The sequence below is a fragment of the Chryseobacterium pennipullorum genome, from assembly GCF_003384725.1.
GTDB classification, from domain to species: Bacteria; Bacteroidota; Bacteroidia; order Flavobacteriales; family Weeksellaceae; genus Chryseobacterium; species Chryseobacterium pennipullorum.
Window position 1 is genome coordinate 24,199 of the sequence record NZ_QNVV01000026.1, and the last position, 15,183, is coordinate 39,381.

13 protein-coding genes are annotated in these 15,183 nt (G+C 40.3%); 5 read left to right on the plus strand and 8 right to left on the minus strand.

Annotated features, from left to right (window positions below; translation table 11 throughout):
* Positions 1–56: 56 nt before the first annotated feature.
* The 4 genes from DRF67_RS20030 (at position 57) to leuB (ending at position 4,529) form a co-directional block, all read left to right on the plus strand.
* The gene (locus tag DRF67_RS20030) at positions 57–1,220 is read left to right on the plus strand and encodes a 2-isopropylmalate synthase (RefSeq protein ID WP_115930074.1); all 1,164 of its coding nucleotides are present in this window, start codon (positions 57–59) and stop codon (positions 1,218–1,220) included.
* Between the two features lie 29 nt (positions 1,221–1,249).
* The gene (gene leuC, locus DRF67_RS20035) at positions 1,250–2,638 is read left to right on the plus strand and encodes a 3-isopropylmalate dehydratase large subunit (RefSeq protein ID WP_115930075.1); all 1,389 of its coding nucleotides are present in this window, start codon (positions 1,250–1,252) and stop codon (positions 2,636–2,638) included.
* A gap of 177 nt (positions 2,639–2,815) precedes the next feature.
* The gene (leuD, locus tag DRF67_RS20040) at positions 2,816–3,424 is read left to right on the plus strand and encodes a 3-isopropylmalate dehydratase small subunit (protein WP_115930076.1); all 609 of its coding nucleotides are present in this window, start codon (positions 2,816–2,818) and stop codon (positions 3,422–3,424) included.
* Positions 3,405–4,529, plus strand: a complete 1,125-nt coding sequence (gene leuB / locus DRF67_RS20045) for a 3-isopropylmalate dehydrogenase (RefSeq protein ID WP_115930077.1) — start codon at positions 3,405–3,407, stop codon at positions 4,527–4,529. The genes leuD and leuB overlap by 20 nt, the downstream gene beginning before the upstream one ends.
* A gap of 271 nt (positions 4,530–4,800) precedes the next feature.
* On the opposite strand, the gene DRF67_RS20050 is transcribed toward leuB, so the two are convergent.
* The 8 genes from DRF67_RS20050 to DRF67_RS20090 all read right to left on the minus strand — a co-directional run bounded on the left by DRF67_RS20050 (position 4,801) and on the right by DRF67_RS20090 (position 12,933).
* Positions 4,801–4,986, minus strand: a complete 186-nt coding sequence (locus tag DRF67_RS20050; RefSeq protein ID WP_115930078.1) for a hypothetical protein — start codon at positions 4,984–4,986, stop codon at positions 4,801–4,803.
* 12 nt (positions 4,987–4,998) lie between these two features.
* The gene (locus DRF67_RS20055) at positions 4,999–5,604 is read right to left on the minus strand and encodes a DUF4230 domain-containing protein (protein ID WP_115930079.1); all 606 of its coding nucleotides are present in this window, start codon (positions 5,602–5,604) and stop codon (positions 4,999–5,001) included.
* Positions 5,605–5,606: 2 nt separating this feature from the next.
* A complete protein-coding gene (locus DRF67_RS20060) occupies positions 5,607–6,170 on the minus strand; it encodes a TlpA family protein disulfide reductase (RefSeq protein ID WP_115930080.1) in 564 nt (187 codons plus the stop codon).
* Between the two features lie 3 nt (positions 6,171–6,173).
* Entirely contained in the window at positions 6,174–6,641 is a 468-nt protein-coding gene (locus DRF67_RS20065; RefSeq protein WP_115930081.1) for a pyrophosphohydrolase domain-containing protein, read from the minus strand.
* Between the two features lie 261 nt (positions 6,642–6,902).
* Positions 6,903–7,322, minus strand: a complete 420-nt coding sequence (locus DRF67_RS20070) for a hypothetical protein (protein WP_115930082.1) — start codon at positions 7,320–7,322, stop codon at positions 6,903–6,905.
* 10 nt (positions 7,323–7,332) lie between these two features.
* Positions 7,333–8,049: a glycohydrolase toxin TNT-related protein gene (locus tag DRF67_RS20075; RefSeq protein WP_115930083.1), complete on the minus strand. Its 717-nt coding sequence runs from the start codon at positions 8,047–8,049 to the stop codon at positions 7,333–7,335.
* A 432-nt stretch (positions 8,050–8,481) separates the two neighbouring features.
* The gene (locus DRF67_RS20085) at positions 8,482–11,412 is read right to left on the minus strand and encodes a reprolysin-like metallopeptidase (protein ID WP_115930085.1); all 2,931 of its coding nucleotides are present in this window, start codon (positions 11,410–11,412) and stop codon (positions 8,482–8,484) included.
* Positions 11,413–11,793: 381 nt separating this feature from the next.
* Positions 11,794–12,933, minus strand: a complete 1,140-nt coding sequence (locus tag DRF67_RS20090) for an acyl-CoA dehydrogenase family protein (RefSeq protein WP_115930086.1) — start codon at positions 12,931–12,933, stop codon at positions 11,794–11,796.
* A 189-nt stretch (positions 12,934–13,122) separates the two neighbouring features.
* On the opposite strand from DRF67_RS20090, the gene DRF67_RS20095 reads away from it, so the two are divergent.
* Complete coding sequence (locus DRF67_RS20095) at positions 13,123–15,000, plus strand: endonuclease (RefSeq protein WP_115930087.1); 1,878 nt, start codon at positions 13,123–13,125, stop codon at positions 14,998–15,000.
* The last annotated feature ends 183 nt before the right edge of the window (positions 15,001–15,183 follow it).

Here is a 15,183-nt window from a genome sequence, read left to right on the forward strand (position 1 = left end):
TGAAAAAATATTGCAAGCTGTAGTTTTGATCCAAAATTAAGTAAAAAACTTCATTTATGAATTCCGAAAAAATTGAAATTTTTGATACCACACTGAGGGATGGGGAACAGGTTCCGGGATGTAAGCTCAACACGGAACAGAAGCTGGCTATTGCTGAAAGGCTTGATGAATTGGGAATTGATATCATTGAAGCGGGATTTCCTATCTCCAGTCCCGGGGATTTCGAATCTGTTTCAGAAATTTCAAAACTGGTAAAAAATGCTAAAGTATGTGGATTGACCAGAGCCAATAAAAAAGATATTGATACCGCAGCTGAAGCTCTGAGATTTGCAAAAAGACCCAGGATACATACCGGGATCGGAACTTCCGACTCTCATATCAGATACAAATTCAATTCTACAAGAGAGGATATTATTGAACGGGCTGCAGAAGCTGTAAAATATGCCAAAAGCTATGTGGAAGATGTGGAATTTTATGCTGAAGATGCCGGAAGAACAGATAATGCCTACCTGGCAGAAGTCTGCGAGGCAGTGATCAAAGCCGGAGCGACGGTCCTCAATATTCCCGATACCACAGGGTATTGCCTGCCGGAAGAATATGGTCAGAAAATAAAATATCTGAGAGAAAATGTAAGAGGAATTGAAAAAGCCGTCTTGTCTTGCCATTGCCATAACGATCTGGGTTTGGCTACAGCCAATTCTATCGCCGGAGCAATGAACGGAGCACGCCAGATAGAATGTACGATCAACGGGCTGGGCGAAAGAGCAGGAAATACAGCTTTGGAAGAAGTGGTGATGATCTTAAGGCAGCATAGGGATTTAAATCTTCATACGGACGTAAACTCAAGAATGCTGAATGAAATGAGCCAGATGGTTTCTGACCTGATGGGAATGTCTGTACAGCCTAATAAGGCTATTGTGGGAGCTAATGCTTTTGCCCACAGTTCTGGAATTCACCAGGATGGAGTGATTAAAAACAGGGAGACCTACGAAATCATTGATCCTGCTGAAGTAGGTGTAAATGCTTCTTCTATTGTTCTTACGGCAAGAAGCGGCCGCTCTGCACTGGCATATCGTTTCAAGCATATCGGTTATGATGTTACCAAGACTGAACTTGATTTTCTGTATGGTGAATTTCTAAAGATTGCAGATGCTAAAAAAGAGATCTGTAACGATGACCTGAGTATGATGATGACTGCCTTTACCAGAAAAATAGGATAGGGTTTGATTTAAATCAAGATAAAAGTAAAATGAATAATAATAAAAAGACACTTTTTGATAAAGTCTGGGACGCTCATGTGGTAGAAACTATTCCTGACGGTCCGCAGATCATCTATATAGACAAGCACCTAATTCATGAGGTGACCAGTCCGCAGGCTTTTGCTGAACTGGAAGCGAGAAATCTGGAAGTATTCAGGCCGCAGCAGATTGTGGCAACGGCTGACCACAATGTACCGACCTTACAGCAGGAACAGCCGATCCGGGATGAACTTTCAAGAACCCAGGTTCAGCAGCTGACTGAAAACTGTGAGAAGAACAGGATTGAATTATATGGTCTTGGACATCAATATCAGGGCATTGTACACATTATAGCCCCAGAATTGGGGATTACCCAGCCTGGAATGAGCATTGTCTGTGGTGACAGCCACACTTCTACGCATGGTGCCTTCGGATCTATAGCTTTCGGAATCGGTACAAGCCAGGTGGCGCAGGTATTTGCCAGCCAATGTCTGCTGCTGAACAAACCGAAGTCTATGCGGATAACCGTAAATGGCAAACTGAATGCAAATGTTCAGCCTAAAGATGTGATTCTTTACATCATTTCAAAAATAGGAACTGATGGCGGAACAGGCTATTTCTGTGAGTATGCAGGAAATGTGTTTCGCGAAATGTCCATGGAAGGAAGAATGACCGTATGTAATATGAGCATCGAAATGGGCGCCAGAGGTGGAATGATTGCGCCGGACGAAACCACTTTTGAATATGTGAAAGGAAGAACATTCGCGCCCAAAGATGAGGAATGGGAAGAAAAAATCGAATACTGGAAGACCCTGAAAACCGATGAGGGTGCTGAGTTTGATGAAGAATTAGTGTTTGATGCTGCTGACATTTATCCGATGGTTACCTATGGTACGAATCCCGGAATGGGGATCTCCATCCGCGAAGTGATTCCTGCTCCTCAGAATGAATCTGAAGAAAAAGCTTTACGGTATATGGGATTGGAAGCAGGACAGGCAGTGTCTACTATCAAGGTCAATTATGTATTCATCGGAAGCTGTACTAATGCGAGAATTGAGGATTTCCGGTCTGCTGCACAGTATATCAAAGGGAAGAACAAATCTGAGGCAGTGAAAGCCCTGATTGTTCCAGGATCGCAGCAGGTAGTAAAGCAGATTTATGAGGAAGGCCTTGATAAAATTTTTAATGAGGCAGGATTTCAGATCCGTCAGCCCGGATGTTCCGCATGTCTGGCCATGAACGATGATAAAATTCCCGAAGGAGCGTACTGTGTATCCACCTCCAACAGAAACTTTGAAGGCAGGCAGGGGCAAGGGGCCAGAACAATTCTTGCAAGTCCGTTGACAGCTGCTAAGGCTGCGATAGAAGGAAGAATTGCAGCTTTTGAAAATGTCAATTAAAAAAAAGAATTTAGAATATACTTAACGACAAAGATGCTCAGGTGATGACATTAGCAAAGAAATGATCATTTTCATTGCAGCTTACGCAATAGCTTTGCCTCTCTTGTGAATACATAAGGAGGTTGAAAAAGTAAGCTCCGGTCTGTTGTAACTCTGAGTCCAAAAATATTATAATACATGCAAAAACTAATTATGATAAAATCCCGTGCAGTTCCGCTGCCGGCAGAAAATATAGATACCGATCAGATTATTCCTGCGAGATTTCTGAAAAGCATAGACAGAAAAGGATTTGGAGAAAATCTGTTCAGGGACTGGAGGTTCAGCATGCATACCGGAGAGCCTGATCCCGGGTTTGTGTTGAATGATCCCACTTTCCGGGGTGAAATTCTTGTGGCAGGTAACAACTTCGGGTGCGGGAGCAGCCGTGAACACGCAGCATGGGCTTTAACAGATTATGGGTTCAAAGTAATTGTCTCAAGTTATTTTGCAGATATTTTTAAAGGAAATGCTTTGAATAATGGCCTTCTTCCGGTAAAAGTTTCCGAAGGGTTTCTGAAAGAAATTTTAAATGGCATCAGCAAAAATCCCAAATATGAAATTGTAGTGGATGTTGAGCGGCAGATCATCAGCTTTAATGGGACGACCGAAACTTTTGAACTAGATTCTTATAAAAAAATATGCCTCTTAAATGGGTATGACGATATTGATTTTCTAATCAGCAGAAAACAGGCGATCAGAGAATTTGAACTAAAAACACAAAAAGAAAATGAAAGACAATTATTTTAAAATCGCAGTGCTTCCCGGAGATGGGATTGGCCCGGAAATTATCAGTGAAAGCATTAAAATTCTGGATGTGATTGCAGAAGCATTTCAATACAAATTTCATTTCGATTACGGACTGATTGGTGCAGAAGCAATCTTTAAAACTGGAAACCCGCTTCCTGAAGAGACTTTAAAAATCTGTAAAGAATCGGATGCTGTGCTTTTTGGAGCGATCGGAGATCCCGTTTTTGACAATAATCCGGAAGCCAAGGTAAGACCTGAACAGGGACTGCTAAGACTTCGTAAAGAATTGGGCCTTTTTGCAAATATCCGTCCCTTGCAAACCTATTCTTCACTGATTGAGAAGAGTCCGCTCAAAAAGGAAATTATTGAAGGGGCAGATATTCAGATCTTCCGGGAATTGGTAAGCGGAATTTATTTTGGAGAAAAATTTACAGATCCTGAAGAGGCATATGCCTATGATGTGTGCCGTTACAGCCGTGAAGACATTCTTCCCATTGCCCATATGGCATTTCAGGAAGCTCAGAAGAGAAATAAAAAGCTTACCCTGATCGATAAGGCCAACGTGCTGGATACCTCCAGGTTATGGAGAAAAACCTGTCAAGAAATTGCTGCCGAATATCCGGATGTTCAGTTGGACTACATGTTTGTAGATAATGCAGCTATGCAGCTGATCCTTAATCCTAAGCAGTTTGATGTTATCTTGACGGAAAATATGTTTGGAGATATTATTTCTGATGAAGCCAGTGTCATCGGGGGATCTATCGGGCTTTTGCCATCAGCATCGATAGGAGAGAACAATGCCCTATTTGAGCCTATTCACGGGTCTTATCCTCAGGCAAAAGGAAAAGGAATTGCCAATCCGGTAGCATCAATCCTTAGTGTAGCCATGATGTTGGATCATCTGGGATTGCAGTCTGCCGCCGGTAAATTGAAACAGTCTGTAGAACATGCCATTGAGAATAAGTACGTCACCATTGATCTGAATACCAAGCAATATTATTCTACGAGTGAGGTGGGAAGCTTTATTGCAGATTATATCCGTTATTCCGAAAAATCTTACTACAATTTTGAAAATGTGAAGATCGGGAAGTCAACCATTGTATAGAAACAAAAAAAGTTCACTTAGATAGTTAGAAGAAAGGTTCCGTCTCTTTATGAGTCGGAGCCTTTCGCTTTTGGATCCGGGATATTTTAAATCGTTATGAAGATGAAACGCATTGATGTTGCATGCTGTATATTTTCCGATCGTAATGGCGTTTCACTTAGCAAGGGGTGGAAGGTTAGCTTTTACTTTGAAATGATATTACTTCATTTTGTATGAAGCGAATCAACGACATTAAAATAAAAAATTCCGTCTCATCACGAGACGGAATTTTTTACTCTTTTGTATTATCCGTTTTTCCTGTTTTGTTTTTTGATGACTTCTGGACATCTTTCTTATCAATATCAGGCGGATTGGTATTTTTCGATGAGGCAGGAATATTCTGGAAATCCTGATTTTGCTTTTTAGTTTCTGCGGTATTGGCAGATTCCTTTTTTTTGTTACTTCCTTCTGAGTTCATAGCTTTTGAATTTTAGAGTCCAAGAATACCGATCTTTCCGGTTTTATCTTCTATCGTATAATTCAAAGCCTTTGCCAAAACGAAAATATGATCAAGGTTTTCCATCAATTGCTTGCGCCCTTCCGTTCTCAGTTGGTTCTGATCCACAGATTTGATGGCTGTTTCCTTAGCTTTCGCCGTTACATTTTTAATGTCTTTTTCTGAAATCCTGTTGAAAAAAGAATCGTCTAAAGACTGGATCTCCACACTTGGGGTGATTCTGATATCTGCATCAGGAAGTTCTGTAATGACCAGTTTTTTGTTGATGGAGTCTACCTCCATCTTCATTTTATTAAGATCGTAAGAAACCTGGGCATTGGTCTTTGTATAGGTGATGATGCTGTTGCTGGATACTTCTTTCCCAAATACTTCATAGCCCATTTTTGTTTTCTGCATGGTAGAAGTATTCTGTTCCATTACGACCATCTTATTCATCTTCGAAATCTGATTGGTCAGAACATAATAATCCGACTGTTCTGTTTTTCCACCCAGGTTCAGACATGACTTAAGGCCAAAAAACAACAGCACCATAACGCCGGCGCCAGCTATAAACGATAATATTGTTTTATAATTTCTCAAATCTATTTAAAAATTTCTTTAATTACAGATGAATCGTTCTTTTTCAGAATTTCAGCCAGATCCCTCTCGATATATCCGCTGGTAGGCATCTCTACAATTCGTCCTGCTTCTTTCCCATATCTTTTAAGGATAATGGTTGGAACTTTCTGGATATTATAAAGGCTTTCATCTCCTGTAGGTGACTCTTTTTTGCGGTTGACAGCAATAATGGTCAGTTTGCTTTCTGGAAAGCTTACTTCTTCCAAAATTTTCATCAATCTCGGAATATCTCTGTGGCTGTCTTCACACCAGGTTCCCATGAAAACAATGATTTCATATGACCCCAACCTTTCTTTCTTCAGCTCACTGATGGCTTTTTGGTCCATGGCATACTCGTCATGTTCCTTTACGTACCAGTCGGCATATGGAGCTTTTAAAAACTGCTCTTTCTGCTGGTGACCCAAAAGCATTTTACCGTCTTTCTGGGTTTCTACCTCGCGGTTAACCACAATCTTCTGAGCATCCAGCTGCTGGGAAGCCAAAAATAAAGCTGAAACGGCAACAAAGCTTGTAATAAATTTTTTCATATTTTATTTCTCAATGATTGATTTCAAATCAGCAGGAGAGTAGTATTTGTTTTTTAATACTTTATGATCTGCCTGTCTGTAGACATTGAATTTCTCTCCAGACTTTTCATAAAAAGATTCCACTTCCTTTTCCTTATAGAATTCCACTGTTTCATTGGCCTGTTCTTCATTATCGCATGCTTTTGACATATTGGAACGCTGAACTTCGTTGAATAGCTCTACAAATTTATTGCCAAGTCCGAATTCAAGTACAGCACCGCTCAAAACATATTGAAGATCACAAAGCGCATCGGCAATTTCTACAATATTCTGATCAGCTATTGCCTGTTTCAATTCATTGAGCTCTTCCTGAAGAAGCTCGACTCTCAGATTGCATCTTTCCGGAGAAGGTATTTGTGGGGTATCTAAAATAGGGGCTTTAAAAGTAGTATGGAATTCTGCTACTTGGTTCAGACTATCAATTTTATCCATGAATTTTTTTAATTTACCCACAAAGATAGAAAACGATTTGCTAACGGTGAAATGTAGCGTCTAAAATAAAACGTATAAAAACGATGAATGCTGATAATGTTTAGCTTGACATTTTCTGTAAAGATGCTACATGCATTGAACCTGCATACGAAAGTAATACCTGTGAATAAAATCTGAAGCTATGAATCGACATTGAAACCCAAAAAAAAAGCCACAATTAAATAAGTTGTGGCCTTTTACGTTAAATTCCTGATCGTGCGGTTATACCATTTCCCGGTAGCTCCAAACACCTGAAATAGACAGGACCGTTAATCCGGGCTGTTTTTCTCCATAGCCGAAGACCACAATATAGTTTGAATGACACGATGAACAATTGGTTCCGAAATACAAAGTGGGTAAATTGCTAACGGTTAATGCTCCAAAATGCAGCATATTGTTTGCCGTTTCACGGACGGCTCCCGCCTGTACCAGTTCCGATTTTGAAAGTACTTGATCTTCTTGATATATTTGAATGATCGGAAATCCCGTTTGATAGGGAACGATTTCAATTGGGTTTGCCTTTCCGCAGGTACAGCAGATAAAACTTGTTTTCGCAGATCCGCTGATCTCTTCGTTGGAGAAGCTGTCTTTTGCAACAACTGCTTTTTCAGTAATGCTTATTCTTTTTAATATAGGATACATCCGTATTTATTTAATGATCGATAACAGTGCCGACCAGATTGTTATATTTTCCGCTTGGACTTTTTTTAATAGTGATTTTTACATACCCTTCTTCTGCAAGTTTATTCCATGTTTTCTGATAGCCTGTTGTAATGTCAATAGGGATCTTCCACATAGTCTGTTTGCCATTTCCAGCCTGGTTAAACCATGGGATAATATCGGCGGTTTGAGACTTGAAAGGTAGTGCATTATTCACAACATCAATCTCATAATAGAAATCATATTTGTTTTCTTCCTGATTTAAAGCCCTTTGGGTAAAAGTGTAAACGTATCCATTAATGATCGGGCTGGTAAAGCTGCCACCCAAAGTAGGCACTCCTGTGCCGGTATAGTTTCCTACGGCGCCACTATAGCGGTCAAATTTTTGTCCCATCTGGAAAGGCACGTCATCCACAATATTGTAGCCGCCATTAGCTGGTGGCCATCCGCCATTAAGGCTATTGGCTTTAAAAAGTGTTTCCAGCTTGCTCCATTCTCCGTTTTTGTACAGGTCGTATGCCTGGTTTCTGATGGTTGTGTTTACCGTACCGTTGGGATCATACGTAGCAGCGAGCTCATCAGCATTTTTGTAGAATACGATTTTAACGGGGTTTGAATGATCATCAGTTTCATCATCACGGTCAGAACTACAGCTCACGGAAAAAGAAATACTGGCTAATAGAAAAATGTACTTAAATAAATGTTTCATATAAAAAATTTTAATGTAAAAAATCAAATGAATTAGTATCGGGAGTACAGATGGGTCGTGACTGACCTTCGAACATGGTTCATACTGCTTTTAATGATGCGGGAGCAAAAGTGCATAACCCTCATCTCAAAAAAAAACTGTTTTCACTGAAGGCAGAGCCAACTGCAAATATTTTCAGTGCTCCCCGGAATACGAATAGGGGCAAACGGTACAATAAAAGAATAATGAATGATAAAAATAAATTAAAAAAATGAAATATTTATTATTTTTATTAATTAAAATATTTATATGATTATTTTAAATGAATACATAAATCAATTATGTATAATATTTTACATTTTAAATAATTGAACAGCTTCTGTTTTAGATTAATGAACAGTAAAAAGGCTGCCCAAGCGGGCAGCCTTTCACATCGGTCAATTTAAAAAGGGATTAGTTTTTAATAAATCTCTTGCTTGTGTCTCCGATCTGGATCATATAAGCACCTTTGATAAGATTGCTTACATTCACGGAGCCTCTTTGAAGTTTTCCTGAGTCTATTCGTTTTCCACCCATATCATAGATTGTATAATCTTCTGCTGTTGTGTTGGAAATATATAATACATCTCTCACTGGATTCGGATAAAGCTTAATATCAGTGATAAGATCTTTGGTGTTGGAAAGATCACCTCTTCCGGAAGATACGATATTCAGAGTATAATCTTCTACCTGTCCGTACGTGTAAGCCTCACAAGATGAAGTAGGAATCGAGCTGTATTTCATCATTACTCTCATTCTTGTAGATCCTACAGTAGCTGTAGACGGAATGGTAATAGATCCTGTAACCGGACTTGTAGTAGATCCTGCTTTAGACCATGCCAGTTCTCCGCTGTCTGTAAAGTCACCGTCACCGTTATAATCTATATAAACAGCATATGCTTCACTGTATTTTGTAGAAGTCCAGACCGGGGTTATAGAAATCGTATAAGCATTTCCTCTGGTAACGTTGGTAGATACAGAAGTAAAGTTTTCATACCCTGCAGTTCCTGTAGAAGTATTATTAATGGTTCCGAATTTTACATTTCCTATTCTTTCATCCGCTGTATTGGAAGCCGAAGCCGAACAGTAAGTAACAGTTCCCCCTGCAAGAGTTGTAACACTTACGGAGTTGCTTGATGTGGAAGTGTTTCCAGCTGCATCTTTAGCTTTAACGGAGAATGTGTAGGTTGTAGACGGGCTAAGTCCTGCCGCAGTATACGTGGTAGAAGCGGTGGAACCTATCAATGAGGCTCCCTGGTACACATCGTATCCTGTCACACCTACATTATCTGTAGCGCCGGACCACGAAAGATTGGTGCTGGTTGCTGTTGTTCCGGATGCTGCGAGGGTAGGTGCAGTAGGCGCTACGGTATCAGGGGTTCCTGATCCTGCATTGACCGAAATATTGGCATTATTGACATCAAAGAAAATATGATTGGCTCCTTTTACCATAATTCTTCCCGTAGTGGTTGTCGCATTAGGAATTGTTACGGCTTGTGATCCGTCGTTAGGAGTTCCTGCCAATAAGGTAGTCCATGTGTTTCCACTGTCTGTTGACCAAAGGATATCTACATTTGCTGAATTTACTCCATTTGAAGTGGTTCCTGCAACATCCCATGTAACCGTTTGAGAACTTCCGCCGGTATAGGTAGTGGCTGCATTTTGTGAAGTGACTACAAATGGTCCTGCGGTTCCGTTTACGGTAACAACAGCATCATCGGAATTATTTCCTGAACCTCCCGCTTTATTATCACGGACCGTAAATCTGAAATTTAATGTTCTGGCTACCGAAGAAAGAGCCTCTACTGTAATTTCTGAACCCGCGGTGGTGGTCGCACCTGCCAGAACTGAAGCCATTCTAGGGAAATATCTTACCGGAACAGTAGTTGGTGTCCACGATCTGAAGTTAGGACCTGAGGCTTTGGAGGCACTGGCCGCAGAACTTGCTCCTGTTTGCGAAGAAGATGCATTGTCCATCTGCTCCCAGATGTACGTCAGGGAATCTCCATCAGCATCAGTACCGGTACCGGTGAGTACAAATGGAGTTCCTTTCGGAATGGTATAATCCGAACCTGCATTAGCTGTTGGAATTGCATTGCCTGTGTTGGTACTTACCGGACAGGTTTTAGCTTTGATATTATTAGTAATCTGCTGAATACTTACTGCATGGAAGAATGCATCAGAGTGTGGCTGTACATCTTGTCCGGTAATTCCTGCATATCCCATAATGGTGGATCCGGATCCAGGTTCCATATTCACCCCTGTTCCTTCGTTTCCGTGGGAGAAGGTGTGATTTCCACCAAACTGATGTCCCATTTCATGGGCTACATAATCGATGTCAAAATTATCTCCTGATGGAATCGCATCTGCCGGAGAAGTGTACCCGCTTCCTTTAGAGCCGTTGGTACAGATACATCCGATACATCCTGCATTTCCACCGCCTCCTGAAGCTCCGAACAGGTGTCCGATGTCATAGTTGGATTCACCGATAACTGAAGTTAATGTACTTTGAAGCTGAGAGTTCCAGCTGCTCATTCCGGAAGAAGAGGAATAAGGATCTGTGGAGGCATTGGTATAGATTACCGCATCATTATTGGCGATCAGAACCATTCTTGCTGCGAAGTCTTTTTCAAATACCCCATTTACACGGGTCATTGTATTGTTCATCGCCGCTAAAGCCTGGGCTTTTGTTCCTCCGAAATAGGATGTATATTCCCCTGTGCAGGATAAGGCCAGCCTGAATGTTCTTAATTTGGCATCGTCGGCATTAGGCCTTGCTGCAAGGGCGGAATTGGCTACTCCTTTTTGAGCTGCATCAACAACCGTACATTCAAATTTGTTCAGATCATCTTTCTTGTCAGACTTTCTGTACACCACATAGGTGGAGAGGTCTTTGGAATAGGGTTCAATAAATACGGCAGACTTATCACCGTAGATTTCCATTGAGGATAAACCTAGTGAAGAAACACTGAAGTACACTGTAGAATTCGGGTCGTTCAGCCCTTCTCCCACATACGATTTGATGTCAGGATACTTTGCGGCCAGTTCAGGAGCAAAATTGGAATTTTCCCTCACCTTAAAGCTTTCCATTCTGCCTTCAGAATTTGGAAAAGAAATAATGAGTTCAGATTTTTCGCCGGCTGCGAGTCTTTTGGGAGCTTTGGCTAAAACGTTTTTTAATCCGTTGATATCCAGGTTGTAAACCTTTGGATTGGCAATGCCCGATTTGTTTTCAAAGATCTCAGATGAAGTTTTTCTGGAACCTTCAGACCAAAGACGATCAGTCTGCGCGAAAGAAACACCCGACATAAGGAGCATTCCAATCAGAGTTAATTGTTTTTTCATATTAAATATTTGTTTTGGTTGTGGAATATCAAAGCTAACAAAAAATATGTTACGGAAAATAAAAACAATTAAGAATATTTTTGATTATTTGCATAATTTATTATGCGATGCATTGAATATAATTGAAACAAAGCTTTAATAAAAGAAAAATGAAAATTTATGGATAAAAATAAAAAAGACTGTCTCAAAATGAGACAGCTTCGTGCTATTTGATCAGTAAATATTTTACTTACATTTTATCATCAGCGGTAGGTCCATAAAGTCCTAAAACTTTATTTCCGAACATTTTTAAATGGACCATCAGGTCTTCTGTGTGGCTTTTCTACCTCATGCAGAAAATTCACAGATAAGTGCCTGCTTGATCACGGATGAATGATGGGTTTATTTTGTAATATCTCTTCCAATCACCAGTCTCTGGATCTCAGAAGTTCCCTCACCGATGGTACAAAGCTTGGAATCTCTGTAGTATTTTTCAGCAGGGAAGTCTTTGGTATATCCGTATCCTCCGAAGATCTGAACTGCATTGTTGGCAATTCTCACACAAGCTTCAGATGCATACAGTTTAGCCATAGCACCTTCTCTGGTCATCTTTTGTTTTGCATTTTTCAGCGTTGAAGCTCTCTGGATAAGAAGTTCCGCGGCATCAATTTCTGTAGCCATATCAGCAAGCATAAAATTGATCGCCTGGAATTCGGAGATGGATTTTCCGAACTGATGTCTTTCTTTAGCATATTTTAAGGCAGCTTTGTAAGCTCCTCTTGCAGTACCTAAGCTTAGAGCAGCAATAGAAATTCTACCGCCATCCAAAATCTTCATGGCCTGTTTGAAGCCTTCGCCTACTTCTCCTAAACGGTGAGAATCCGGCACGCGTACATTATCAAAAATTAATTCCGCAGTCTCAGAAGCACGCATTCCTAATTTATTTTCCTTTTTTCCTGAAGAAAAACCTGGCATTCCTTTTTCCAGAACAAAAGCAGTGGAATTATTTTTGGCTCCTTTTTCTCCGGTTCTGGTCATTACTACGGCAATATCTCCTGAAATAGCATGGGTAATGAAGTTTTTAGCTCCGTTGATGATCCATTCGTCACCATCTTTTACTGCAGTTGTAGACATGCCTCCGGAATCTGAACCTGTATTGTGCTCTGTAAGCCCCCAAGCTCCGATTACCTTTCCGGAAGCCAGCTGAGGAAGCCATTTGTTTCTCTGCTCTTCATTCCCGAATTCGTAAATGTGATTGGTGCAAAGTGAGTTGTGTGCTGCAACAGAGAGACCGATAGATGGGTCAACCTGAGAAATCTCGTCCAGAATAGCAACATACTCGTGATATCCAAGACCAGACCCTCCATATTGTTCAGGGACTACAATCCCCATAAAGCCCATTTCACCCAGCTGGTGGAATAAGTCTTTTGGAAATGTCTGGCTTTCATCCCATTCCATAATGTTCGGGCGGATATTCTTTTCTGCAAATTCTCTAGCTGTCTCCGCTATCATTTTGATGTTGTCAATAGTCTCTGTATTCATATAGATAATAGTTAGTTCCCAAAGATAATTAAATTGACGGAATGCCGAAGAAAATTATTTTATCCATCCTGTTTTGGGGTCAATACTTTAGTTTCCAATTTTTTAGATTTTTACATTTAACCTTTTCTTAATAAAATATTCAATATTCCACCATCATTAATTTACTATTTTAGTTACCAATTTTAAGGCATGAAAAAAATTCTACTTCCTCTTATTTTAGTTTCTTCTTACATTTCCACTTCGGCACAAGCTCCAGCGGGTTATTATGATGGTACCACAGGACTCACAGGGTATGCATTGAAGACAAAGATCTATGATATTATCTCGAAAAAGAATGTGAGCTGGCATTATGATGATCTTCCTGTATTTTATAACCAGACCGATTTAGACTGGTATTATGACGGACACACGCCGGCCAATAATACGAGCATTCTGCTGGATATCTATTCGGAAATACCATCAGGTCCGGACGCTTACGAGTATACATCGGCCAACCTGATCAGCAGTTCCGGTGGTGAAGGGGAAGGGTACAACAGGGAGCATGCGATGCCTCAAAGTACGTTTAACAGCAATTATCCAATGTTTTCAGATTTACATTTTGTAATTCCTACCGATGCGAAAATAAACCAGCTGCGGAATAATTATCCTTATGGTATTGGAAATTCTACCATACACCATACCTTCACAAATACTTCAAAAATTGCCAATAGTGCTATTCCTAACTATGCTTATACGAACAGGGTTTATGAGCCAATCGACGAATTTAAAGGGGATGTTGCCCGGATGCTGTTGTATTTTGTGGTGCGGTATGAAAGAAAATTGCCTGCTTTTAATCATTTTACCAACATTAATCCTGCATTAGACAGGTCTGCCCTGGATGGGACAGCAGAGAGGGCGTTTGACCCGGCATATATTGCCATGCTTCTTCAGTGGCATCAGCAAGATCCGGTTTCTCAAAGGGAAACAGACCGGAATAATGCTGTATTTGCTATTCAGAAAAACAGAAACCCTTTTATCGATCATCCGCAATGGGTAGAGATGATATGGAACCAGACCCCGGATGCTAGTATTCCCCAGGCTCCTTTAAATTTAATCACCACCCAGACAGGAGCTTATTTTACGACTTTAAGCTGGGAGCCAAGCTCAAGTGCTGACGTTATCGGATACAATATCTATCAGAATGGAGTACTGCACAGCACTACAAAGACAACAACAGTAACGGTTGATCACCTGACGCCTTCTTCTTCTTATACGTATACCGTAAAGGCTTATGATAACGGATATTTAAATTCTGCAGACAGTAACCCTGTTCATGTAAACACATTATCTTCGGACACCTTTGCAAAAGACCTTTATATTTCCAAGTATCTGGAAGGTACTGATAATAACAAAGCTGTGGAAATAACAAACAGAACCGGACACTCTGTAGATTTGAATCATTACAGGCTGTCCGTTCAGTCCTACGGTAATAACAATTACTTTTTTCCGGCACCTTTTGAGATGGAAGGGGTTATACAAAATAATGAAACTTTTGTGGTTATAAATCCCGGATCCAATTTCACCTGCTTACCATCTGATCAGGCAAAATTTGTAACTGCATCTCCCCAAATGTCTTTCGACGGAGATAAATATTATGAACTAAGATATAAATCGACCACCATTGATGCTTTAGGTGTTAAAAATCAGTCTAATTCTTCCACTTTAAAAGATGTATCCCTTTATAGGAAGAGCACCATCAATCAACCTGCTTCAACGTTCAGCATCAGCGAATGGGATGTGCATCCGGTAGACTACTGTCAGGATCTGGGAGGGACTTTATCTGTTTCAGACCTTTTAACATCTGCCGTAGAATGGAAAATCTATCCAAACCCTGTCTATGAGAATATTTATGTGAGCGGAGAAACCGAAAAAGTACAGACGGCACAAATTCTTGATTTTTCAGGAAAGGTGATTTACACGGAAAAACACCCGTTTAGAAATAAGAAAAACATTTCAGTACAGGGTATTCCTACAGGGATCTATCTTCTAAGACTTGATGGGAAAGTGAAGCAGTTTATTAAGAAGTAGTTAATCCCTCTCCTTCGAACTTTGACAGGTTTCTAAAACCTGTCAAGGTTGATAGGGGCGAGGAGTACGTGGATAGCAGGAAAGCGCTTCTCATTTTTTAAAAAGTAGAAAAGTGGAGCTAAAGTAAATGTATGGGAAGTATTTTAGTGATTTGCTTCTTTTTAGTTTTTCTTCTGGAATGTA